We start from the raw sequence: 26,196 nt of genomic DNA, 5'->3' as shown, positions 1-26,196 counted from the left end.
TGAAGAAAGTTTATTGAAGATGAAATATTATCTTATAGCAGGAGAGGCATCAGGAGATTTACACGGTGCCAACCTTATGAAATCTATCCTTAAAGAAGATCCTGATGCAGAATTCCGGTTTTGGGGAGGAGATTTAATGCAATCAGTAGGTGGTACTATGGTCCTGCACTACAAAGAAAGAGCCTTCATGGGTTTCTTTGAAGTTATTCTGAATCTATTTAAAATTTTAGGTTTTATAAAGCAATGTAAAAAAGACATTGAACAATATAATCCTGAGGCACTTATTTTAATTGACAACTCCGGTTTCAATCTTCGTATTGCCGAATGGGCTAAACCAAAAGGCTATATTACTCATTACTATATTAGCCCTCAAGTATGGGCATCAAGAGCTGGAAGAGTTAAAACTATTAAGGCCAATGTGGATCATATGTATGTCATACTACCATTTGTGTCAGATTTTTATAAAAAATACAACTATGAAGTAAATTTTGTTGGACACCCACTTATAGATGCTATCGCTGACCATCATCAAATAATGCCTGATGTTTTTAAAAAACAATATCACTTAGATGAGCGACCAATTATTGCAATATTACCAGGAAGTAGAAAGCAAGAAATAAAAAAAATGCTGGAAGTTATGCTTAGTATAGTCGATGATTTCCCATCGTATCAATTTGTAATTGCTGGTGCTCCTAGTCAAGAGGAAAAATTTTATGAGCCTTTTATAAAAAAAGAAGGAGTACATTTAATTATGAATCGTACTTATGATGTTTTAAGCTTAAGCAATGTTGCTTTAGTAACTTCTGGAACGGCAACACTAGAAACTGCATTATTTAAGGTTCCACAGGTGGTTTGCTACAAGGGAAATACTATTTCATATCATATTGCCAAAAGAATTATCAATTTGGAGTATATTTCTTTAGTAAATTTAATAATGGACAAAGCTGTAGTTACAGAGTTAATTCAAGATGATTTCAATACAAAAAGATTAAAAGAAGAGCTTACAAAAATATTAGATGATTATAACAGGGCTGTCATGTTTTTAGATTATTACGATTTAGAAAAGAAACTTGGCGGAAAAGGAGCTAGTGATAAAACTGCTAACTTAATTGTAGAAACCACAAAATAAAGCACCCCAAAATGAATAAGCTATTTTATTTTTTACTTGTAATCTGTATAACACTTTCTTCTTGTGGAGGCGCTAAAAAAAGCTCTTCTGTTACTCAAAGAACTAAAAACACGTCTAGCAAGAAAGCCCGAGTAAATCCTAAAGGCAAAAAGATCAAAAGTATTATAAACTACGCAAAAACTTTTGAAGGAACCCGATATAAATACGGTGGAACCACTAAAAAAGGAATGGATTGTTCGGGATTGGTGTACACATCATTTAAGAAAGGAGAAGTTGTGCTTCCAAGAACATCTAGAGCTATGGCTACACAAGGAAACAAAATTTCTCTAAAAAATGTGGAGATTGGCGATCTTTTATTTTTTAAAACTAACAAAAATAAAAACGTAATAAATCATGTAGGACTGGTTGTCGCTACTGGAAAGCGTATTGAATTTATACATGCATCCACTTCTAAAGGAGTAACCATATCAAGTCTTGAAGAAAGATATTGGAATAAATGTTTTGCAGGAATTAGAAGGATTCTATAATTAACAAAACTTCTATTTCTTAGTAACTTTTTTGTTTTATTTCCCTAAATACTTTTATATTAGTGTACTATAAAACTCATTTTTATTATGGAATACTCTTTAGCACCTTCAGAAGTAAAAAAAATTATCGATGCCAAAGTAAATGGAGAAGAATATAATGAAGAACAATTTATTTACTACCATCTGAATAGAAATCATTTTAATGTAAAAAAAGAGGTTACCACACTGACCCATTTTATGAGTAATAAATTTAGAGACAATAGGGGTTTCATTTGGGAGGAAGCTCCAAGATTTAAAAATTGGTTTCATACTCCTAAACCTCAATATTTTGCTAGTCTTCTTGGATTCCAGCCTTATAGTAGAAAATTCTTACGTCCTGATAATGAAACTGGCATTGGTGGTGAGTTTGAAATGATCATTCGTCATGATGGAAAAAGAATCGATGCATTGACTCATGAAGGATATCAAGAAACCTATAATTTTGGTAGAACATCTGATTCATCTCTACACATTCTCCTGGACGTAGATCCTCACGGACCACATCCGGATTATACCATAAAAATAGATACCGGAAGGGTTGCCATTACGGATAGAGAAATGGTACAAACAAGAAGAGGGTTAAGACCCGCACGAAGATAATCATCATACAAACAGATTATCCATTTTATCCTATCTCCTAAAAACATAAATAGTTAATAGAAGTTTTCAGATATTTCTGATTATTATTCTAATCTGGTCGGTTACATTGTAATCCTGATTGCGACCAGAGCCATGGATAATAATGCTTTGTTATATTATTTAATTGCATTATGATAGGTTTACTAAAAACACTTAGTATTTTTGAAATAACATTGCCATTTTTAATAAACAAATCTTTCATCCATTCCTAACTCCCTTCCCTTAAAGAAGGCGGCCAAAAAGTACTTTCCTTTATAAAGAATTTAGATTGGATATATTTCAATATATCGAACACGGAATCGTATTATAATTATCTACATTAACGTGAGTTTAAGAAAATTTACGTCAGTCAGATTTTCAATCAAAAGCCTAATTTCGATACAATTTTTCTTCATTTCACTATGAAAAATCACTCAATTTGACGGCTTTTTTAAACCTTGTCCTTAGATCGAACTCACTTTATATTAATATAGACTAGAGCCTTCATTTACAACTTTTCGTAAAAAAATAAGGATTTTACTGGTAACATATGCCTCTTAGATAACACGATTAATTGTAGGGACTAAAAACCTTCCACAATTAATCCGTTAAACTCTGTGCATAGATTACTTAATATTCCTTTTTTGGTTCTTACTTTTTCATTAATCATTGGAATCGTCTTGGGTCATTACACTTCAATTAACCTTAGGTTAGCGCTCATATCCCAAACAATAATTGTTATAGGTTTAGCAATTTCCTGGTGGCATGCAAAAAAGACATTCCGTAATTCTCATATTTTTAGTGTTTTTGTAATCATTACTTTTATTTTTCTCGGAATCATCTTAGTACAAGTTCACAATCCTAAAAACAGTCCTAACCATTACACGAACCTATCTACTGAGGAATACCAAGAAACTCCTATAACTATCAGTTTTTATATTAAGGAAAGATTAAAACCTACCTCCTACTATGAAAAATATGTAATTACTCTTCAATCAATCGAAAATAAAAATGTAACTGGAAACCTGTTATTGCAAATACCTAAAAACGACTTACAGACCGCCCTCATCACCGGAGAGTCCTATATAACTTATTCTCAAATACAGTCCGTCCCAAAACCCTTAAACCCCAATCAATTTAATTATGCGCATTATCTATCTCAACAATATATTTTCCATAAAGTCACGACAGGTTTTAACCAGTTAATATACACGAACGCCTCTGTGTTTTCTATCTATCGTATAGCCGATTATATCAGAACTGACATTAATCAAAAACTTGCTAATTACCATTTTACCCAAAAACAGTTATCAATTATCAATGCATTACTTTTAGGACAAAGACAAAATATTGACAATGAAACTTTTGCAGATTACAGAGATGCGGGAGCCATTCATATTCTTGCAGTTTCGGGATTACACGTCGGTATACTTCTAATAATACTAAATCTTATCCTTACACCTCTAAACCGATTCAGGAAGAATGGTAAGATTATCAAAACCATTATTGTCATTTTATTACTTTGGTGTTTTGCAATTATCGCCGGTTTATCTCCATCAGTCCTTAGAGCCGTAACTATGTTTTCTTTTATCGCTATAGGAATTCATATTCGATCTAAAACCAGTATTTATAATGCCCTGACTGTCTCGATGTTTATCCTATTATGTATACGTCCGTTGTTACTATTTTCCGTTGGATTCCAGTTAAGCTATTTAGCTGTATTTGCAATCGTCTGGATACAACCATCTTTTGCCAAGTTGTATAGACCTAGATTTTATATTGACAAGGTATTATGGGAAACCTTCACCGTTACTATAGCTGCTCAACTTGGTCTCTTGCCCTTAACATTATTTTATTTTCATCAATTTCCACTTTTGTTTTTTATAGCAAACCTAATCATCATTCCGGTATTAGGAATCATACTTAGTTTTGGAATATTAATAATCATATTAGCAGAAGTCCATATTTTACCTAATTGGATAGCATCAACTTTTGGAGGTTGTATAAATGCAATGAATTATATTGTTCATTGGGTATCAAAACAAGAAGATTTTTTAGTAACACACATTTCATTTTCCTGGAGAATGCTCATAATTGGTTATATTCTTATAATCTCATTGATATTTGCGTTTAAAAAGTTTAACCTAAGGAGAATCTTAACAGTTATAGTAAGTATAACACTGCTATCGTTTAGTTTGATTTATGAAAAACAACAAAATAGTGAGAAGGAAGAGCTTGTTATTTTTCACAACCAACGTAATACAACTCTAGGCATTCTCCAAAACCAATGTCTCACTATTTATAGTAAAGATTCTGTTTCGACAATCTCCAAAAAATTTTTATTAAATGGTTATCTCATCGAAAATAATTCTCGATTTACCGCTAATAAAAAGCTAAACAATGTTTATAGTTATAAAGAGAAAACAATACTAATAATAGATAGTATTGGTATTTATAATATCAAAGAATTACATCCTGATGTTGTTATTTTAACCAACTCTCCAAAAATTCATTTAAACAGGGTAATTGAAACACTACAACCCAAACAGATTATTGCTGATGGAAGCAGCTACAGAAGTTATCTTGATAAATGGGAACTAACTTGTAGACAAAAAAAAGTCCCTTTTCATCGTACTGATAAAAAGGGAGCATATATTTTTAAATAAATATAAGTTACAATATATCTTTTAGATCAGATACCTCGGCCAATAGTTGTTCTTCAGGCATTTCCATAACTTGCTTAACAATTTTATGAAGGTCAGGAATTACTGTTCTTGCTAATTTAGTAGGGCTATTAAAAAGGATCGTAATCCCAAGATCTTCCTGAGGAAATATAGCAATCTCACTTCTATAACTATTTACATGGCCTCCGTGATGAATCATTCTATTTGATTCTCCTGTTTCTCTATTTTTAAAATCGTGAATACGCCATCCATGCGCATAGTGTGATCCTTGATGTCCATCCCATCTCTGGTAATATTTACTTTTACCAGGAAGATTAATCACGGGATTAAAAACATTCTTTAAACCATCTGCACTCATCACATTAGGATTATGACCTAACAAAAATCGCATCCACTTAGCCATATCTGTTACACTGGCATTCACTCCTCCGGCCGGAATAGCATTATAATATTTTTGATTTAGTTTTAAGGATTTCCAACGTCTACCATATTTTCTATGAGGCATCGCTACATTAGTAGATATTTTTAAGGAATTATAATCTGTAGATGCAGTGGTCATTTTTAGTGGCTTAAAAATCTTTTCTGCAATTGCCTCGCCATATGATTTACCAGTTGCTTTTTCTATCATCTCGCCACTAAGCGCAAATACAGCATTTTGATAGCTATATATTTTACCTGGCTTATCAATTGTTGGAATACTTTTAAACTGACCTGCAATTGTGTTTAAGTCTACACCATCTTCAACCAGATTAGTAAAGCTATGGTAAGGTAGTCCAGATGAATGAGATAATATATGCGAAAGCGTTACACTATCTGTCCATTTTCTACTTGCTAACTGAAAAGATGGAACATAATCATGTACCTTATCTTCCCAATTAAGTAATCCTTCTTCTACGTACATACCAGAAAGTACACCAGCAAAACCTTTAGAAACAGATCCAATTCTAAAAAGAGTTTCTTCATTTATGGTATCGTTTAGGGAAGCATTTCTTTTTCCAAAACCACCTAAATAGATAACCGAATCACATTTTACTATACCAACACCTGCTCCTATAATTTTATGTTGTTTTAATGCTTGGCTAAAATAAGACTCTATAGCTTCCACCAAAAGTTCTTTTTGCATATCCGAAATCGGATTCTTAAAAAAGTCAGTAGATGATTGAACTTGACTTAATTCTTTAGACGTTTTAGGAGGCTCTATCTTATTTGCAGAAATAAGGGGGAAAAGCAATGCAATTAGTAACAACATTGAAGGGGCAATGATGAAGCGTTTTTTCATAATAGGTTAAGCTCAGATGAATATTTAAAACTTTAAAAAATTAGGGAGGGTTTTAAATACTTTTATTAAACGATTTGGTTTATTATTTATTTTAATTCTGACCAAATATAACGATTATATGCAAATATCATCGTTGAAATACGTTTTTTTACAAAGTTTAACATTTATTAATTCAAAAATTAGTGTTTTTAATATTATTTTGTAAGAATAAACCTTCATTAATCTAGTTACCAGTTACTACACTTTAAAGACCGCATTATGCCAATTTAATATCTTCTTTAAAAAGCGTATGGATATATTCTGCATGAATATCTGCATTATGTTTACTCTCAAGACAGTGAAACAATAAGTGAATTAACCCGTAATCTCCTAAACAATCGCGATACTCATCCTGATCTTTATTTTTTACCCAAAGAATAAAACTACACAAATGCCCTATCTCCCCTAATTTCTCAGGCTTCTTTAAACATTTTTTAAACTCATTTAAATCCATAAGAGCATATTCATCATACTTTTGCTTACAAAAGTTATAATCGAATGTGTGCTTATAAGATCTAAGCTTCCTGTTCTGTATTTCATACTTAATACCACTCATATGATATATTTCTTCAATTAGGTATTGGTGCTATACATACACTTTGTTTTACTCTATAATAGCAACAAGCACTCCATAAATGTATTTTTAAGATTCTTTTAATGAAGTTTAACGAATCCCTAGGATTAGGAATTATTCCAAAACAAAGATACAAAATTAGGAATTATTCCAATTTCATTTAACTATTTTATTTTCTATAATCAGTTATGAAATAGAATGGAAAGTAATGGAATAGTACAGTATCAAGAAAGCAGATTATATTACTATGTTTTTTAAGCAATCAGTAAAACATGAACTAGAAGTCACAAAACCAACAAAATACAATTCAAAAAAAAACTTCTTTCACCAATTATGGCAAAAGAAGTTTTTTCAAGTAAAATATTTTTTTTAATTACTAAATGTACTTACAAATGATTGTTCATATTGCTGCCAAGCTTCTGCACTGGTCAATTTTTTATAATCATTAGTATGGATCATCTTCAGATAAATTTCTAACTGTTGTGGTGTTTTATATCCTACTACAGGTGCTATTAAGTTACCTTTTTCATCAAAGAAAACTATACTTGGATATCCGCTGATTTTTAATGCATTCGCAAAAAAGTGCTGGCTATTTCTTCCTTTTCTATCTGGATTATGATTAGGATTGGTATAGGTAAAATCATTATAACGAATTTCCTCAGTTCCCTCGCCATTAAACTTCACAGCATAATAATTAGAATTCACATATTCAACCACATCTTTATTATGAAAAGTATTCTTGTCTAATAATTTACAAGGACCACACCAATTGGTATACACATCCATAAAAATTTTCTTAGGAGTTTTCTTTTGTGCTTCCAGTGCTTCATTCATCGACATCCATTTGATTTCTTGTGCCTGGATAGGCAAAACAAAGAGAAATCCAATTAGAAAAAGTAGGTTTTTCATGTGTTTAAAATTTGTATTTACATATTAGTCGAAACAAAAACTGTTCCTTATCAAAAACTTCACCCGTTTTGGGTAACGGATAAAGTAGTATTTTTAGTATTAACGGATTCCGTGCATTAGCCTCTTTAGCAATGGATTCAAAATTATAATTAATGCCCCAGCTGCTATAGGAACTATTGTAAATATCAGGAAAAATGTTGATAAATTATAATTGGCAGTAACCTCATCAATCATTCCTCCTAGTGTTCCTGCGGCTTTCTGACCTATTGCTATTGCTAAATACCAGATACCAAACATAAACGCAATCATTCTACCCGGAACTAATTTACTTAAATATGATAAACCAACAGGAGACAAACATAACTCTCCTAAAGTATGCAAGAGATATGCTAAAATTAACCAAATCATACTCACTGAAGCTGTCTTTGCTCCCTGTGGGATTCCCGAAGATCCATAGGCAAGGAATGCGAAACCAATACCTAGTAATCCAAGTCCGAAACCATATTTAAAAGCTGCGCTAGGGTTATATTTACTTTCCCACCATTTAGAAAACAATGGTGCTAATGCTATAATAAAGAATGAATTTAAAATTCCAAACCAAGTAGCACCAACTTCTGTAGTATCTTTACTGAATTCATTATTCAATTTCCAGATCACAATTCCCCAAATAATTATAAAAGATACGGATAGTACCACATTAGAAACCCCAATCTTAGAAAATGTTTTTTTAAATAATAAATATAGAACCCAAGAAATAATAACTAAAGGTACGACCGTAAGAATAGCATCTATAGTTTTAAAAATTAGTGCAGAAGAGCCTGATAGATCCCTTGCCGTATAATCACGAGCAAAAATATTTAAAGATCCCGCAGCTTGTTCAAATGCAGCCCAAAAGAACACAGTAAAAAATGCAAAAATAGCTACTGCAATCATTCTATCTCTAACGGTAGTGGTGTATCTAGCAATTCTTGAGATAATCAAAAATAAAAATAAAAACACCCCAAGAATAATTACGATAGTAGGACCCTCATAACTCCCTAAGGTAAAATCAAACAAATTGATATTCCCTATTTTAGACATTGGGTCATTGATTAACCAAGTTAATCCTATTGTTGCGCTAACCGCAATTAAAATTTTATCTATAACGGTAAATGGGTTAAGTTTATCTCCTTTTTCCAGAATAACTTGTGTTTTTGCTTCTTTATTAGGTTTCGCTCCTATTTCGCCAAATAAAGGATTTGCCAACCAAAATTGAATCATTCCCAGAAACATAAAAATCCCTGCTAATCCAAAGCCTAATGCCCAACTAAAATTTTCTCCCAAATACCCACAAAGCATAATACCAAAAAATGCTCCTGCATTCACTCCCATATAAAATATGGTATATGCACCATCTTTCTTAGCATCATTACCTTTATACATTTCTGAGATGATAGAAGTAATATTCGGTTTAAATAAGCCAGTTCCTATTACTAATAAACCTAATCCAATATATAAGGTAGTTTCTGTTTCAAATGCCATAGAAGCATGTCCTAATGTCATAATCAAACAACCAATTGTCACTGCCCATCGATATCCAGTAATCTTATCCGCAATGTATCCACCTAATATCGGTGTTAAATACAATAAAGATGCATACGTACCAAATAATGCTAAGGCATGTTCTCGTGGCCAATTAGCCCATCCAGGGTTTTCTCCAAATAATGGTTGAGTTAGAAATATCACCAAGAGAATTCTCATTCCATAGAATGAAAATCGCTCCCACATTTCTGTAAAAAAAAGTACAAAAAGACCTGCTGGATGTCCTAAAACCTTATCCTTAAATAAGTTTTCGATATCAGTATTCATAGATTTTGTATTTATTCAGCAGCATCTGCTAATTCAAAACCTTCTGCTTCTTCATGTATAGTACCTTCTTTATCCTCTACTCCATGTGTCAACACTTCTAATTTCTTTCTAAATAACATTACCAAAAGGCCAAATACTACACAGAAAACAGCAATACCTGTAAATATGGTAAACTCTCCCAAACTCTCAGCAGACTCACCTAGTAAACCTGCTAATTTGTTACCAAATCCGGTCATTGCGAAATAAACACCCATCATTAAAGCTCCATACTTAACAGGAGCCAATTTGGTAATAAACGATAATGCAACAGGAGATATACAAAGCTCACCAATTGTATGGAATAAATATGCTAATACCAACCAATACATAGCTGAAGAACCATTTGATTCAAATTCCATAGAAGCTGCTGTCATAAAAAAGAACCCTGTTCCCATTATTATAAGGCCTAAAATCATTTTAAACAAAGAACTCGATACTTTTCCTTTTAATTTTCTATTAGCCCAATACCACGCAACGGAAGTTCCTAAGAAAATAATAAACATTGCATTTAAGGATTGAAACCAAGAAGCCGGAACTTCCCAACCCATAAACATTCTATCCGTTTTTCCACTTGCGTACAAGTTCATTAATCCACCTGCTTGCTCGAAAGCTCCCCAGAAAACAATAACTAACAAGAAAGAAATAAGTAATACTACAATTCTATCTTTTTCAACCTTTGTTAATGGCTTTTTCATAGCTTCTTTATCCTCAATATTTTCAGAAGCTCCTAAGAAGTTACCTACATTTTCAAGATATTTCTGACCTAGTAAATATTGCAAAAGCCCTAAAGCCATTCCAATACCTGCAAGTCCAAATCCATAATGCCATCCGTGAACTTCACCAACGTATCCTACTATTATACTAGATAAAAACGCTCCTAAGTTAATTCCAATATAAAAAATCGTAAAACCTTTATCTCTTCTTATATCTCCTTGCTTGTACAATCCTCCTACCATTGTAGAAATATTTGGTTTTAACATCCCAACACCTGCAATAATTAAACCTAGACCAGAATACCAAGCCCACATTTCTTCAACCGCTAAAATACTATGACCAGCTACTAACAGTAATCCCCCAATAAGTACAGATTTTTTTTGCCCCAGGAATTTATCCGCTATCCACCCACCAGGAATAGATGCAACATATACCAACATAGTATACCAACCATAAAGCGCCAAAGCTTCTCCTGATGACCAACCTAAACCTGGATTTTCATCTACAGTTTTAGTCGTAAGATATAAAACAAAAAGTGCCCTCATACCATAGTACGAAAAACGTTCCCACATTTCTGTAAAAAATAATATGTATAAACCTACCGGATGTCCAAAAAGCTCTTTTTGATGAGCTGCTTTAACTGTATTTGCCATTATGTTAGTTTAATTAAATGAGTTGTTTAGTTATTATAAGTTCGTTTTAATAAAATTAGTCATCTTATTATACAGGTGTAATCGGGTGTTACCTCCATAAATACCGTGATTCTTATCAGGATATATTGCCCAATCAAAATCTTTGTTTTTCTGTACCAATGCTTCAATCAAACGCATGGTGTTTTGCACATGTACATTATCATCTGCACTACCATGTACTAATAAGAATTTACCTTTTAACCCATCTACAAAATTGATTGGAGAATTATCATCATATCCTTTTGCATTCTCCTGTGGAGTCATCAGATATCGTTCCGTATAGATCGTATCATAAAACCTCCAACTGGTAACCGGAGCTACAGCAATCGCCATTTTAAAAGTATCCGGAGCCTTAAACAAACAGTTACTAGACATAAAACCTCCGTAACTCCATCCCCATATTCCAATTCTTGACGCATCAATATAGTCTAGAGCTCCTAATTGTTTTGCTGCCGCGATCTGATCCTGAACTTCTAAATTCCCTAAATCATTCTGAGTAACTTTCTTAAATTTTGCTCCCTTAAAACCAGTACCTCTTCCATCTATACAAACAACAATGTATCCTTGCTGCGCTAACATCATATACCAATAATCGTTACTTCTGTTCCAGGAATTACTAACAGATTGAGATCCAGGTCCAGAATATTGATACATAAACAGTGGATACTTCTTAGAAGGATCAAAATCCTTTGGCTTGATCGTCCACATATTTAATGTTTCGCCATTAATATCTATCGTAGAAAATTCTTTTGGTCTTACATTATATTGTGCAAGCTTGTCTTTTAACCCTTGATTGTTTTTAATCTCACGAATTACTTCTCCATTCGCAGCATTATTTAAAGTAAACTCAAAAGGAGTAGATGCACTTGAGAAATAATTAATGTATTGACTGAAATCCGCACTAAAATCTGCATCATTTGTACCTTCTTTAGTACTTAATCTCTTTTTGTTTTTTCCATCTAAACCAATTGAATAAATATCTCTATTGATGTTTTTATTCTCAACACTTTGATATAGAATAGTTTTATTTTTAGCATCATATCCATAGTAATCCGTTACTTCCCAAGAACCGGTGGTAACCTGATTAATCAATTCTCCTGTTTCTTTATAATGGTAAATATGATTGTATCCATCCTTTTCACTCGTCCAAATAAAGCTATTGTCTTCTAAAAACGTAAGATTATCTGTAATGTCAATATAAGCCTCATCTTTTTCATTTAGAACAACCTTTGGAGTTTTTGTTTTAGCATCTACAAAAATTAAATCCAGATTATTTTGGTGTCTATTTAAAACTTGTACACTCAAAATATCTGGATTAGCAGACCATTTTATTCTAGGGATATAGAAATCTTTATAATCACCCAGATTTATTTTATCTAAAGACATACTTCCTAAATCCGCTATATGTAATGAGACTTCTGCGTTTTTTTCTCCGGCTTTAGGATATTTAAACACATCTTGTTTTTGGTATAGCTTAGCACCATATACATCCATAGAAAATTCTGGAACATCTTTCTCGTCGAATCTAATAAATGCAACTTTATTACTATCTGCGCTCCAATCAAATGCTCTTACAAAAGCAAATTCTTCCTCATAAACCCAATCCGTAATACCATTAATGATCTCATTTTTCTTACCATCATCAGTTAACTGAATCTCCTCTCCGCTTACAAAATTGAGTACATAAATATTATTATCAAATACATATGCTAGTTTGTTTCCATCCGGAGACAAAGCTGGAGATTGTATTTTCTTATCACTAATTTTAAAACTACTATTAGAAGGAACATCAAAAATATGGTAAATCCCTCGTGAAGAACGGCGATAGATTTGCTCTAATTCACTGGCAAGTAGCACTCTTTTTTCATCTTTACTAAATTCATATCCCTGAATATACTTAAGGTCTTCTATGTTAGATGATTTTATTAATGTATTTGCTTTTTCTCCAGTTGCATAGTCATAGACTTCAATGGATGTATCTCCACTAGTATTGTCTCTTTCTAAAACAGAATACTCCTTACCATTATTCATAGAATGTAAAGATTGCAACCTTTCTGTTCTAAAAGTTCCTCCCCATATTTCTTCTAAAGTGAAAGCTTTCTCCTGTGCAATTGTCACAGAGCTTAATAATACTATAATTCCAAAAAACAATCTGGTTATTCTCATATTATACTTTTATAAAAAATTGTTAGCGCCAAGAATACTAAAAAATCCGTGAAAAATACAACAATTGACGTTAAATACAATAAAAAGCTCCTCGAGAAACGAATATTTATTAGCATATCATCAACCAAACCGCTATAAATTACCAAATACTATAATTTGAAAATAAGTAAGCAAAAGCATTTTAAGAATTAGTAAAACTGTTTGATAAAAAACAGAATAGTATCTTTGGAGCCTGATAGTAAAAAAATAATATGACTCCAGTGGTTTCTGGCTTTTCTAAGCTTTCTAAATCTGATAAAATTAAGTGGTTGGTTGAACATCATTTTAACAATGATCAAAATACGGTTGACATCCTGAAGACGTATTGGAATTCTGATAATAAGCTTCAGCAATTGCACGACGAATTTACAGAAAACACCATTTCTAACTATTATTTACCTTTTTCTGTAGCACCAAATTTTTTGATTAACGGTAAGCGATTTACGATCCCAATGGCTATAGAAGAGAGTTCCGTAGTCGCTGCTGCAAGTAAAGCAGCTAAGTTCTGGCAGAATAGAGGCGGATTTAAAGCTGAAGTACTATCAACTGTAAAAGTTGGGCAAGTACATTTTACATATACAGGAGATTATAAAAAACTAAAAACATTTTTCGAAAGCACTAAACCTCATCTTATTTCCTCTACTTCTCACATCACTAAAAATATGGAGAAACGTGGTGGCGGTATCATCCATATAGAACTTAGAGATAAATCTTCGGAAATTGAAAATTACTATCAGCTGCACTGCACATTTGGCACCGCTGATGCCATGGGAGCAAATTTTATCAATTCTTGTTTAGAACAATTTGCTGATTTTCTAACCAAAGCAGCTTCTAATTATAATGACTTTTCTGAAGCGGAAAAGAACATAGAAATTATTATGAGCATTCTCTCTAATTATGTTCCAGAATGCCTGGTTAAGGCATATGTTTCTTGTCCTATAAGTGAGTTACCTAAAGTGGGAGAATTATCTTCTCTTCAATACGCAGAGAAATTTATAAGAGCAGTCCAAATTGCAAAAGTAGAACCTTATAGAGCCGTAACGCATAATAAAGGCATCATGAATGGTATTGATGCAGTTGTGTTAGCAACTGGAAATGATTTTAGAGCTATCGAAGCTGGAGCACATGCATTTGCTTCAAAAGATGGACAATATACAAGTCTAACAAATGCTAAAATTGAAAATGATGTTTTTCATTTCTCAATAGAAATACCATTGGCTCTTGGTACGGTTGGCGGGCTAACTGCACTACATCCTTTGGTAAAATTAGCTTTACATCTACTTGGAAATCCGAACGCTAAAAAACTTATGGAGATTACAGCGGTGGCAGGTCTTGCGCAGAATTTTGGCGCAATCAACTCACTTATTACAACGGGAATTCAACAAGGACATATGAAAATGCATCTAATGAACATCCTAAATCAGTTTCAGGCTACCAATAAAGAAAAAGAGCAATTAGTCGACTATTTTAAGACCAATACCGTAACACATAGCGAAGTAGTACAACAAATTGAAAAACTGAGACGTTAACAAGTTGATGAAAAAATCTTTTTATAGCCACGGTAAACTTCTTCTAACTTCAGAATATCTTGTTCTTGATGGGATCAAAGCACTTGCATTACCAACAAAAAAAGGGCAATGGTTAGTTGTTGAGGAAAATGATTCAAAAAGCATTATTTGGAAAAGTCTTAATAACAAAGGTAACTGTTGGTTTGAAACTAAAATTCAGCTACCTCTGCATCTATCTGAAGCCACTAACACATCCGAAAAATCAATTCTAACCGATGAAGAAGGGCTAGGTATTTCTGAAACACTTCTGGAAATATTGCAAGTCGCTAAAGAATTGAATCCTGATTTTCTTTCTAACGAAAAAGGATATACCATCGAAACTCGATTAGAATTTAACCGTAAATGGGGATTAGGCTCCTCTTCTACTCTTATCAACAATATTGCTCAATGGGCAGAGGTAGATGCTTTCTTATTACTAAAGAAAAGCTTTGGAGGAAGTGGTTATGATATTGCGAGTGCACAGTACAAAACTCCCATACTCTATACACGTAAAGAAGATAAACCTTTGATTGAAGAAGCTAACTTCAATCCAGTTTTTAAAAACCATCTATTTTTCGTGTATTTAAATCAAAAACAGGATAGTAAACAGTGTATTAAACATTATCAGTCATTACCGCTTAAAGATTTTGATAAAGCTGCAGAAACAGTAAAAAAAATAACCAATGCTATATTAAATTGCTCTTCATTAACAGAATTCTGTGAACTTATCGATCAGCATGAAGAAGTGATTTCTAAAATCATTAAAACACCAACCGTAAAATCTACCTTATTCCCAGACTATATAGGTAGCATTAAAAGCCTAGGTGGCTGGGGAGGTGATTTTGTCTTAGCCACAGGTTCTGTATCAGACATGGAATATTTCAAAAATAAAGGGTACAATACAATAATCGCTTATGCAGAAATGGTTTTATGATCAACTTATTTCGAGTAAAACAAGAGTACTTATTACGGCTTTTTTATTATTAAGTGCATCCTTTCTTTATATAAAATATCTTTAATTTATACATTTCACATCTCTAACATTTTTTTTTAGAAACCCCAAAGAAATTAGCTAATAGGTGAATTTTTGTTACATCGTTTTAAAAAAAACTATGTGTACATAAAATGTTAAGATATTAATATAAATACAATCCTGTTATTCTTTTTTAACTTTACTTCTTAGCTTAACCTCAATACTTATTAATTAGTGTGCCAAATATAAAGTTAAACAGGTTTTTTTTAGGAAGAAAAAACAAATATTGGAAACAAATATTTACTTAAAATTAAATAGAATTTTTCGTGATTCTTTAAATTTTACTTTTCTAATGACCTGATAATAGTCTAATTTCACATATCAGTTATGAGGTATTAAATATTTTTAAATCAAAAGCTTAAAAAGTTATTCTTAAAATCTCAAAAAAATGTCCCAATGAAAAAGAGAATTCTGTTCACTACTGCCTTATTATTATTTGTAGTTCCGTTGATTAACGGACAAGTTATCTACAGTGATAATTTTAATGAAGCCATACTAACAGTAGAATCAACATCTGCTTATTCCGCTTCATTATCCAATAACAATCTATTAATCGATGCTAACGGCACGGCAGGAATGTTTAGCCCCTTTACCTATACATTGCATAATAATGGTTCTGAAACCTCTGTAGATATATCAAATCAAATCAAACTTTTTATTAAAGTAAAAGGCACTTCTAATCCCGATTTGAGAATCGACATACAAGATGAAGATGGTTTTGTCACTAATCTAAGTCCGCAATCTATTAGAATAAACAACGGATTTACCATTTACGAACTAGATTATTCTGCCAATTTACAAGACGGAGGTTATGGAGGTTCTGATTGTACGCAAGCTACAGCTCCTTGCCCTGTAGATCCTTCTAAAATAGCTTTTGTTCAATTTTTTGTAAACGCTGCCCAAGGAGGATATTCCGGAACTATTGAAATCGACTGGATTTCTTTCGGAGAGCCTTTAGAAGCTTTACCACCACCTTCTACTTTTGATATCCGTTATAATCAGGTAGCATATTTAACAGGCAGAGACAAAACGATTAGTATTGCAGCTCAAAGTAGTTTTAGTAACCAAACATATACTATCCTAAATAGTTCTGACAATGTGATACTATCGGGAACCACAGGAGCATCATCTTTATGGAATGATTCTGGAGAACATATTGCAAACGTAGACATATCGGAAGTGGATGCAGAAGGGACTTATCGTTTTCAAATCGATCAGGAAGAAATCACTTTTAACGTAAGTACAGATGGATATGCCGAGCTTAGAGAAGAAGCCTTTAAATATTACTATTATAATCGTTCTTCTACCGCACTAGAATCAGCTCAAGCAGGTATATATGCAAGAGCTGAAGGAACTCCTGATAATGTTGTCCGAGTACATTCGTCCGCAGCTACATCAGCAAGACCTGAGGGAACAGTAATTTCTGCTCCAAAAGGTTGGTATGATGCTGGAGATTACAACAAATACATTGTAAATAGTGGAATCAGCACCTATACCCTATTAGCCGCTTTTGAACACTACAGAACTGAATGGGAAAGCTTACAATATAACATTCCTGAACAAGGTGGAGATCTTCCTGACATCTTAGATGAAGCTTTATGGAACTTAGATTGGATGCTCGATATGCAAGATCCAAATGATGGTGGAGTATACCATAAATTAACTGCTAAAAACTTCTCTGGAAGGATTATGCCTACTGATTACAACTTAGAAAGATTCGTTGTACAAAAATCTACAGCTGCTGCTTTAAATTTTGCTGCAGTGACCGCAGTAGCATCTAGAATATTTTCTGATTATGAAAGTGTGAGACCTGGATTTAGTGAACAGTTAGAACAAGCTGCAAAAGATGCATATACTTGGGCAAAAGCTAATCCCGCTATTTATTATAGCCAAGGTAATGGAACACCTGTTTCTGATATCTCTACAGGAGAATATGGAGATAATAACGTAACCGATGAATTTCAATGGGCAGCAGTTGAGTTATTTATTACAACTGGAGAAAACACTTACCGAGATGATATTGATGTAAATTCTATTGGAGGTGGAACTCCAAGCTGGCCATACAGTGATCCATTAGCGTTAATTTCAATCGCTCAACATACTACCAGTTTAGGAAGTTCCATTAATGTTACTGCCGCCAATAATACCTTATTGGGTACAGCTGATCAATTAAGAGACAGAGTTAATTCTTCTCCTATGAAAATTACTATGGGCTCTAATGACTATGCTTGGGGTAGTAATGGGGCTGTTGGTAATCAATTGATAATACTGATAAGAGCATATGAGCTTACTCTGGATGAGTCATATTTAAATGCTGCTTATACATCCATGGATTATATTTTTGGTAGAAATGGAACTGGGTACTCTTATGTAACTGGGTTTGGAGACAGACAAGTATTCGAACCTCATCATAGAATATCCGATGCGGATGGTATTTCCGCGCCAATTCCTGGAATGATTGTAGGTGGACCACAAAATGAAAACAATCCAGACACAGGGGATTGTTCTGGTTCTGGAGTGAGTTTTCCATCGAATCTACCGGCTTCAAAATATGTAGATCATTGGTGTTCTTATTCTACAAACGAAATTACCATTAACTGGAACGCGCCTTTGGTCTATGTGATGCACGCTTTAGATTTCTATCAAAAACAAGCTGTTACTTTATCGGTTGACACTTTTGAAGAAGTTTCAGAAATATTTAAAATTTTTCCAAATCCAACAAGTCAGGTTTTAAATATAAAATTTCCTATTTCTAAGGGATCTTCCAATATTAAGATATATTCGATTCAAGGCAAAAAAATCTTGTCTAAACAATTGCAAGACACAGAATCTACTATAGACATTAGCAATCTAACTTCTGGGCTTTATTTAGTAAAAATAACTACTGAAGGTCGCAGTTATACCACGAAAATCATAAAACAGTAAAACCTGAGTTAGCGACGGAACTCTAAAGTATTAGAATAGCCATATTAAATAGAATGATTTTTATAGTGAGCTACCGCCGACACTAGATGTAACTATAGAAGAAATTGTAACGCACCCTTCTTAAGCCTGGGCTATAGAAAACAATACTATCAAAATTATAACTAAAAAGGCTCAAAACAAATATGTTTTGAGCCTTTTATATTTTAAAGAGAGATTACTATTTCGAAAGCTTACGCAAAGTAACCCATTGCTTAAGCATTTCTCTTGAATCACAAGCTGGATAACCCAAAACGGTTTTTCCCGCAGGAACATCATTCATAACACCTGACCCAGCTCCTACTATAGCTCCAGAATGAATTGTAGTATGATCTTTTATAGAAGCACTTCCACCAATAACAACCCCATCACCCAAGGTAACAGAACCTGCCAAACCACTACTCCCTGCCATAATACAGAAACGACCTAACACACAATTGTGGCCTATTTGCACTAAATTATCAATTTTACAACCATCCCCTAGTATGGTAGAACTAAACTTAGCACGATCTACACAAGAATTAGCGCCAATTTCAACTCCGTTACCTATGATAACATTACCAATATGAGGTATTTTCATAAGTCCACGACCATCTTCACTAGGGAGATATCCAAAACCATCTGCACCAATACTCACATTATTATGAAAAATACAATCGCTACCAATTTTAGAACGCTCTCTAATTACTGTACCAGACCAGATAATGGTATTATTACCTATTATAGAATCATCAAAAACAGTTACATTAGGATAAAGTACAACACCATCTCCCAAAACAACATCTTTACCCACATAACAACCCGCACCAATTTTACTTCCAGCACCTACAATAACAGATTTATCGATCACTGCCGTTGGGTGAATATCAATATCAAAAACTGGATCTTTAAGACGAAATATTTCTAATAATTTAGACATTGCAAAATCCGCATTCTTCACCATAATAAATGCTCGATCCGGACCAGGTTCAATATCTAAAGTTTCATTCACAATAGCAACACAAGCATTAGATGTATCCCATAAACGCGCATATTTTATGCTTCTTACAAACGTAATCTGGTCACTTTTTGCATTCTTTAATTGATCTAGCCCTGTTACTCTTTGCTTTGTACTACCTATTAACTTTCCTTGTAAAATAGTATTGATTTCTTCTATTGTATATGACATCATTATGTTTTATTATGCGTTATTGAACTCCTTAATTTATCATTTTATGAAATTCACAAAGCCCTAATAAACAATAATGCTTTAAAAAAGTAATGAAATACTAAAACAATACAAAAAAATCAATTTAGTTAATTTTTTAACAAAAATCGTTTTAAAACAAAAAAAAACACCCTTAATTTTAATTTTTCCTAATCTTTAATTTATTACAAAGAAAGATTATTAGTAATACTTAGAATAAACACCTCATTTATTAAATCATTTAATTTCTTAAAATAGAACTTTCCTTAAATAAAAAAACCTCAATTCCTAAGGGAACTGAGGTCTTCATAATATATTAAATAATACAATATTACATTTCTAGTGCCTTGCCTATATTATTATCCATTAATAATTCTTCTGGATTTTCTAATGCTTCTTTTACTGCTACTAAAAATCCAACAGATTCCTTACCATCAATAATTCTGTGATCATAAGATAGTGCTACGTACATAATAGGAGCTACTACAATTTGTCCATCTCTTACTATTGGTCTTTCTACAATATTATGCATCCCTAAAATAGCACTCTGAGGTGGATTAATGATTGGTGTAGATAACATACTACCAAAAACTCCACCGTTGGTAATAGTAAAAGTTCCTCCAGTCATTTCATCTACAGTAATCTGTCCTTCGCGCGCTCTAATCGCCAATCTTTTTACTTCAGACTCGACACCTCTAAAACTTAAGTTTTCAGCATTTCTTATTACAGGAACCATTAATCCCTTTGGTCCGGAAACTGCAATACTGATGTCCTGAAAATCAAAAGAAAGCATCTCTTTACCATCTATCATAGAATTTACAGAAGGATACATTTTTAATGCACGTACACAAGCCAATGTAAAGAATGACATAAACCCTAGACTAACACCATGCTTACTTTTGAAAGCTTCTTTATACTGTTTTCTTAAGTTAAAAATAGGCTGCATATCCACTTCATTAAAAGTGGTTAACATAGCTGTTTCATTCTTAACTGAAACTAATCTTTCTGCCACCTTACGACGTAGCATTGATAGTTTTTTACGGGATTCTCCTCTACTTCCAGGTCCTGGTGTTCCCATCGATGGAGTGGCGTCTACAGCATCTGCTTTGGTAATACGACCATCACGTCCGGTTCCTTTAACCTGAGAAGCATCAATACCTTTTTCTGCCAATACTTTTTTCGCAGCTGGAGAAGCAGTGCCTGTCGCGTATGTTTCTGTTTTAGTTGGAGTTACTGGTGCCGCAGGAGCAGGCGCCTCTTCTTTCTTAACCTCTTTTGCTGGTGCTGAAGTATCGCCATCCGGTTTAGCAGCATCTGTATCAATAAGACATACAACTTCACCCACAGCTACGGCATCTCCCTCTTCTGCCTTTAGTGTTATAATACCACTAGCTTCTGCAGGAAGTTCCAATGTTGCTTTATCACTATCTACCTCTGCAATTGCCTGATCTTTTTCTACATAATCACCATCTTCTACAAGCCATTGAGCTATTTCTACTTCTGTAATGGATTCTCCCGGAGAAGGGACTTTCATTTCTAAAGCCATAATTCTAAGTTTATACTTTATATCGCTTTCGCGAAAATATTTCTATTTATAGTTACTTTTTTCTTTTTTGATTATCCTTTGCTTTGTCAAAAACAAAATCAATCACTTCCTGATGTCTTCTTTTAGATCTTGTAGCACTACCTGCTGCTGGTGCTCCATAAGGTCTTCTACTTGCAAACCTAAATGTACTTGCATCATCATAATGCATCAAGATATGACTAAGTGCCCCCATATTACGAGGTTCTTCTTGCGCCCAAACAACATCGGCTGCTTTATATTTTTTGATCAACGAATCCATTTCTTTTACTGGAAGTGGAAACAATTGCTCTAATCTTACTAAAGCTACGTCTTTTCGCTCTAACTTTTCTTTCGTTTCTAACAAATCGTAGTAAAACTTACCTGTACAGAATACCAATGTTTTAGTATCTTTTGCCTTGGCGTCCGAATCATCTATAACTGTTTGGAAACTTCCATTTGCGAATTCTTCTACCGTAGACACTACATTATCTTTTCTTAATAAACTCTTAGGTGTAAAAATCACCAAAGGCTTACGATAATTTGCTTTCATTTGTCTTCTTAACAAATGAAACATATTAGCAGGTGTCGTTACATCTGCCACGAACATATTGTCTTTTGCACATAACTGAAGATAACGTTCCATCCTTGCAGAAGAATGTTCTGCTCCCTGGCCTTCATATCCATGCGGTAATAGCATTACCAGTCCATTCTGTAGTTTCCATTTATCCTCTGCAGAAGAAATGTATTGGTCAATCATAATTTGGGCGCCATTACTAAAGTCTCCAAATTGAGCTTCCCAAATCATTAGAGTTTTTGGACTTGCCATAGCATATCCATAATCAAAACCTACTACTCCATATTCTGAGAGTAATGAATTATAAATATAGAAATCACCTTGATCTCCTTTCAAGTTATTAAGCAAGACAACCTCTTCTTCACTATCCTCTACTTTGATAACCGCATGTCTATGAGAAAAAGTCCCTCTTTCTACATCTTGTCCGCTCATACGGACATCATACCCTTCTTTAAGCAAAGATCCATAAGCAAGTAATTCTCCCATCGCCCAATCTAATTGATCTGTCTTAAAAAATCGTTTATTACGATCTTTTATAATTTTATCAATCTTGCGCAAGAACTTTTTATCTTCTGGCAAATTAGTTATTACTTCTGCAATTTCAGTAAGGCCTTCTTTAGAATATGTAGTATCCACAACTGCCATCATTTCATCCTCCTGAACTCGAGTAAACCCATCCCATTCATCTTTCATAAATGGCGTGATCACTGTCTTCTCTTGCTTACGAGAATCCTCTAATTCTTCTTCTAGAGATGCCTTATATTCTTTTTCAAGTTGTTTTACGTAATCTTTATTGATGATTTCTTCCGAAATCAACTTTTCTGCATAGATATCTCTTGGATTATTATGCTTGGCTATTGCTTTATATAATTTTGGTTGGGTAAAACGAGGTTCATCACCTTCATTATGACCATATTTTCTATATCCTAAAAGATCAATAAACACATCACGCCCAAAATTCATTCTGAAATCTAATGCAAAATTAGTTGCGTGTACTACAGCTTCAGCATCATCCGCATTTACGTGAAGTACTGGCGATAATGTCACCTTACCAACATCCGTACAATAGGTAGATGAACGCGCATCTAGGTAGTTAGTAGTAAATCCTATTTGGTTATTTACGACAATATGAATAGTACCTCCTGTTTTGTATCCATCCAATTGCGCCATCTGCACAATTTCATATACCAATCCTTGTCCTGCAATAGCGGCATCACCATGAACTACAATAGGTAAAACTTGTGATATATTATCCTTATAATGTTTATCTTGTTTTGCTCTGGCTATACCTTCTACAACTGCACCAACGGTTTCTAAATGTGATGGGTTTGGAGCAATGTTCATATTAATTGCCTTACCAGAATCGGTTTCACGTTTAGAAGTCCATCCTAAATGATATTTCACATCTCCATCAAAAACTGCTTCCTCATAATCTTTACCATCAAACTCGCTAAAGATATCTTTAGGACTTTTTCCAAAAATATTAGTCAGTGTACTTAAACGACCACGATGTGCCATTCCCATAACAAATTCCTTAACTCCCATATCTGCAGCTTTCTCTACTAAAGCATCCAAAGCAGGAATTAATGACTCTCCTCCTTCTAGAGAAAAGCGTTTTTGACCAACATATTTAGTATGTAAAAAACTTTCAAAAGAAACTGCTTGATTCAATTTTTTAAGAATATGTTTTTTCTGATCTGCAGAAAACTTAGTTCTATTGGTATTGAAATTTATACGAGATTGTATCCATTCTCTCTCTTCAGGATTACGAATATACATATACTCAATCCCAATTGCATCACAATATATTTGTTCTAGATGAACAATAATATTGCTTAACGTATCCGGCCCCAATGCGATAATCTCTCCAGCATTAAATACTGTATTAAGATCACCTTGACTTAATCCAAAGTTTTCTAAGGCCAGAGAAGGATGATATTTTCTTCGTTCTCTTACTGGGTTTGTTTTGGTGAATAAATGTCCACGAGTTCTGTAGGCATCAATAAGACGTACTACCTGAAACTCTTTTTGGACATTCTCGGGAACGGTAACTGTACCCTGTGAGTCTTTCTCTATATAAATGGTTTCCCCGGAGTCATCTGCACTTTCTAATCCAAAATCAAATCCTTGAAAAAATGCTCTCCAACTAGGTTCTACGCTATCTGGGTTTTGCAAATATTGATCATATAAATCTGCAAAAAATGCGGTATTAGCCGCATTCAAAAATGAATATTTATCCATATGTAAGTATTCAACCGTCTTTTTATTATAAAACAACACAAAAATACAATAATTACAGTATATTGAGTATCGAATTATATATATTTATTGTAACATTTTTTTAGAGATTTAACAATGAAAGTGTTTCTTATTCAGAAAATCAGATTCTTGATCTTAGTTTCCTTAATTTTCTTTTCCTTACAAAATGGGTATTCTCAAGATGATACTTTTTGGTCTCATGTTAGATTTGGGGGAAATATAGGAATTGGATTTACTAAAGACACTTTTAATGGCATTATAGCCCCTTCTGCAGTCTATGATTTTAATAATCAATTCAGTATGGGGTTTGGACTTAATTTTGGATATACAGATTCACGCAATTTTACTGCTACTAATTATGGTGCTAGCCTGATCACGTTATATAATCCTTTTCCTTCATTACAATTATCCGCAGAATTTGAGCAAATGGGAGTTAGTAGAAGTTTTGAGATTGAAGGACTAGATATTAATGATGATTATTGGTATCCTGCTCTATTTATTGGAGCAGGTTACAGAGTTGGATTTGTAAGTGTGGGGCTTCGCTATGATATTTTGTATGATGATGATAAAAGTATTTATGCCAGTGCATATGCACCCTTTATAAGAGTATTTTTTTAAACAAAGCATAATAACATCATCAAAAGTGCGTTTTTTATCTATAAAAAAACACCAGTTATCTAATATACAGGAGAATAACTACAGATTTACTGTATTTTCTCTACTTTTAGGTATTATTTACGATTAAAACCCCAAAATACAATGAAAAAATATATTCTAATACTATCGATTGGGATAGCAATGTCATCTTGCTCTAGTAACAAAAAGACGGTAACCACAAAATTTGATCCCGCTAACAATCCTTATTATGTAAAAAAAGAAGAAAAAGGATTAAATGAAGTAAACGACCCAAAGGTACAAGGCAAAATTAATACTATTATAGAAAAACACCTTGGTATTTCTATATCTTCTATTGCTATATCCCCAATAACATTAACAGATTCTGGATATCATTGGAAATTTATGAACGTAAGAAATGGTAAAACTTTTATAGGATCTACTGATCTTAAATTTGAATCCGTGAAAATAACTAAGAACAACAAAAAAGTGAACACCCAAGTGTCTGACTTTTAAAAGTTAGATCAAACTACCAAATGTGAAAAATACATCTACGTTTTCGATTAGAATAATTCACTAATTTCTTTTCTGCTTTTCTGAGTAATCTATACTTATAACGTATTTCTTCAGCGTCTTCAATACAGTTGCTTTTTCCAAACGGAAGAGTACTGAAATACTCTTGATCCCACTCTGAGAGTTTTTCTCCGTGCTTCCTTTCGAAACATACTTTGCTGTTATTTTTTTCGAAAAACATTCTTTGCTCCGTAACCTCAACCACTTTCTCTACACTTGTTGATGATATTCCTTGGCTACTTTCTTTATACAATGTATTCATATACATCTCTTCAGAAACTGAAGTCTTTATTCTCAGCGTATCATTTTCAATAAAATAATTTTCTAAAAATGTTTCGTTACCAAAACCCTGTTTATAAATATGAGTCATTAATCTTAACCCTTCGTTTTGATAATAAAATTCTATTCTTCCTGATAAGTCTTCAGAACATTTATAATACTTGGTCCTGTTTTTTATTAGGGTATCCTTGTCAGTTATTCTCCCTAAGAAAGCCTCATATACCTCATTGGTCTTATCAAAAACCTCCTGACAATAGCCAACGTTTAATATGAACAAAAATAAAATACCACTACAAATCTTCATAGATT

The 26,196-nt window shown here is 33.2% G+C and carries 19 protein-coding genes; 9 read left to right on the top strand and 10 right to left on the bottom strand.

Features of this window, described 5'->3' with window-relative positions; all coding sequences use genetic code 11:
- The first annotated feature begins 19 nt into the window (after positions 1-19).
- From lpxB to Q0910_RS25960, 4 genes are all read left to right on the top strand, one after another.
- Entirely contained in the window at positions 20-1,129 is a 1,110-nt protein-coding gene (lpxB, locus tag Q0910_RS25975; RefSeq protein WP_299223145.1) for a lipid-A-disaccharide synthase, read from the top strand.
- A gap of 11 nt (positions 1,130-1,140) precedes the next feature.
- Positions 1,141-1,656 carry a C40 family peptidase gene (locus Q0910_RS25970; RefSeq protein WP_299223143.1) on the top strand — a complete coding sequence of 172 codons (516 nt, stop codon included), beginning with the start codon at positions 1,141-1,143 and terminating at the stop codon, positions 1,654-1,656.
- 87 nt (positions 1,657-1,743) lie between these two features.
- Entirely contained in the window at positions 1,744-2,295 is a 552-nt protein-coding gene (locus Q0910_RS25965) for a hypothetical protein (RefSeq protein WP_299223141.1), read from the top strand.
- A 635-nt stretch (positions 2,296-2,930) separates the two neighbouring features.
- The gene (locus Q0910_RS25960) at positions 2,931-4,979 is read left to right on the top strand and encodes a ComEC/Rec2 family competence protein (RefSeq protein ID WP_299223139.1); all 2,049 of its coding nucleotides are present in this window, start codon (positions 2,931-2,933) and stop codon (positions 4,977-4,979) included.
- A 7-nt stretch (positions 4,980-4,986) separates the two neighbouring features.
- Here the strand turns inward: Q0910_RS25960 and Q0910_RS25955 are convergent, their stop codons facing one another.
- From Q0910_RS25955 to Q0910_RS25930, 6 genes are all read right to left on the bottom strand, one after another.
- Complete coding sequence (locus Q0910_RS25955; protein WP_299223137.1) at positions 4,987-6,276, bottom strand: serine hydrolase domain-containing protein; 1,290 nt, start codon at positions 6,274-6,276, stop codon at positions 4,987-4,989.
- Positions 6,277-6,532: 256 nt separating this feature from the next.
- Positions 6,533-6,871: a hypothetical protein gene (locus Q0910_RS25950; RefSeq protein ID WP_299223135.1), complete on the bottom strand. Its 339-nt coding sequence runs from the start codon at positions 6,869-6,871 to the stop codon at positions 6,533-6,535.
- A gap of 387 nt (positions 6,872-7,258) precedes the next feature.
- Positions 7,259-7,798, bottom strand: coding sequence for a thioredoxin fold domain-containing protein (locus tag Q0910_RS25945; RefSeq protein ID WP_299223134.1), 540 nt, complete (start codon positions 7,796-7,798; stop codon positions 7,259-7,261).
- Positions 7,799-7,897: 99 nt separating this feature from the next.
- Entirely contained in the window at positions 7,898-9,646 is a 1,749-nt protein-coding gene (locus Q0910_RS25940) for a peptide MFS transporter (protein WP_299223132.1), read from the bottom strand.
- An 11-nt stretch (positions 9,647-9,657) separates the two neighbouring features.
- Complete coding sequence (locus Q0910_RS25935) at positions 9,658-11,052, bottom strand: peptide MFS transporter (RefSeq protein ID WP_299223130.1); 1,395 nt, start codon at positions 11,050-11,052, stop codon at positions 9,658-9,660.
- A 33-nt stretch (positions 11,053-11,085) separates the two neighbouring features.
- Positions 11,086-13,257, bottom strand: coding sequence for a S9 family peptidase (locus Q0910_RS25930; RefSeq protein WP_299223128.1), 2,172 nt, complete (start codon positions 13,255-13,257; stop codon positions 11,086-11,088).
- A gap of 251 nt (positions 13,258-13,508) precedes the next feature.
- Between Q0910_RS25930 and Q0910_RS25925 the strand changes: the two genes are divergently transcribed.
- The 3 genes from Q0910_RS25925 (at position 13,509) to Q0910_RS25915 (ending at position 18,801) form a co-directional block, all read left to right on the top strand.
- Positions 13,509-14,825 (top strand): hydroxymethylglutaryl-CoA reductase, degradative, encoded by a 1,317-nt coding sequence (locus Q0910_RS25925; RefSeq protein WP_299223125.1) that lies wholly within the window; start codon positions 13,509-13,511, stop codon positions 14,823-14,825.
- 7 nt (positions 14,826-14,832) lie between these two features.
- Positions 14,833-15,777: a GYDIA family GHMP kinase gene (locus Q0910_RS25920; RefSeq protein ID WP_299223123.1), complete on the top strand. Its 945-nt coding sequence runs from the start codon at positions 14,833-14,835 to the stop codon at positions 15,775-15,777.
- A gap of 495 nt (positions 15,778-16,272) precedes the next feature.
- On the top strand, positions 16,273-18,801 hold the full coding sequence (locus Q0910_RS25915; protein ID WP_299223121.1) for a glycoside hydrolase family 9 protein: 2,529 nt from the start codon (positions 16,273-16,275) through the stop codon (positions 18,799-18,801).
- 217 nt (positions 18,802-19,018) lie between these two features.
- On the opposite strand, the gene lpxD is transcribed toward Q0910_RS25915, so the two are convergent.
- The 3 genes from lpxD to Q0910_RS25900 form a co-directional block, all read right to left on the bottom strand.
- The gene (gene lpxD / locus Q0910_RS25910; RefSeq protein ID WP_299223119.1) at positions 19,019-20,008 is read right to left on the bottom strand and encodes a UDP-3-O-(3-hydroxymyristoyl)glucosamine N-acyltransferase; all 990 of its coding nucleotides are present in this window, start codon (positions 20,006-20,008) and stop codon (positions 19,019-19,021) included.
- A 346-nt stretch (positions 20,009-20,354) separates the two neighbouring features.
- Positions 20,355-21,569 (bottom strand): 2-oxoglutarate dehydrogenase complex dihydrolipoyllysine-residue succinyltransferase, encoded by a 1,215-nt coding sequence (gene odhB / locus Q0910_RS25905; protein WP_299223117.1) that lies wholly within the window; start codon positions 21,567-21,569, stop codon positions 20,355-20,357.
- 52 nt (positions 21,570-21,621) lie between these two features.
- Positions 21,622-24,402, bottom strand: a complete 2,781-nt coding sequence (locus Q0910_RS25900) for a 2-oxoglutarate dehydrogenase E1 component (protein ID WP_299223115.1) — start codon at positions 24,400-24,402, stop codon at positions 21,622-21,624.
- A gap of 114 nt (positions 24,403-24,516) precedes the next feature.
- Between Q0910_RS25900 and Q0910_RS25895 the strand changes: the two genes are divergently transcribed.
- Together Q0910_RS25895 and Q0910_RS25890 are read left to right on the top strand one after the other, a co-directional pair.
- Complete coding sequence (locus tag Q0910_RS25895; RefSeq protein ID WP_299223113.1) at positions 24,517-25,038, top strand: alpha-ketoglutarate decarboxylase; 522 nt, start codon at positions 24,517-24,519, stop codon at positions 25,036-25,038.
- A gap of 141 nt (positions 25,039-25,179) precedes the next feature.
- Positions 25,180-25,551 carry a hypothetical protein gene (locus Q0910_RS25890; protein ID WP_299223111.1) on the top strand — a complete coding sequence of 124 codons (372 nt, stop codon included), beginning with the start codon at positions 25,180-25,182 and terminating at the stop codon, positions 25,549-25,551.
- 13 nt (positions 25,552-25,564) lie between these two features.
- Here the strand turns inward: Q0910_RS25890 and Q0910_RS25885 are convergent, their stop codons facing one another.
- Complete coding sequence (locus Q0910_RS25885; RefSeq protein WP_299223108.1) at positions 25,565-26,191, bottom strand: hypothetical protein; 627 nt, start codon at positions 26,189-26,191, stop codon at positions 25,565-25,567.
- Between the last annotated feature and the right edge of the window lie 5 nt (positions 26,192-26,196).

Origin of the sequence: uncultured Aquimarina sp. (assembly GCF_947495315.1) — a bacterium.
Classification (GTDB): domain Bacteria; phylum Bacteroidota; class Bacteroidia; order Flavobacteriales; family Flavobacteriaceae; genus Aquimarina.
This window is presented reverse-complemented; position numbering and strand designations above follow the sequence as displayed.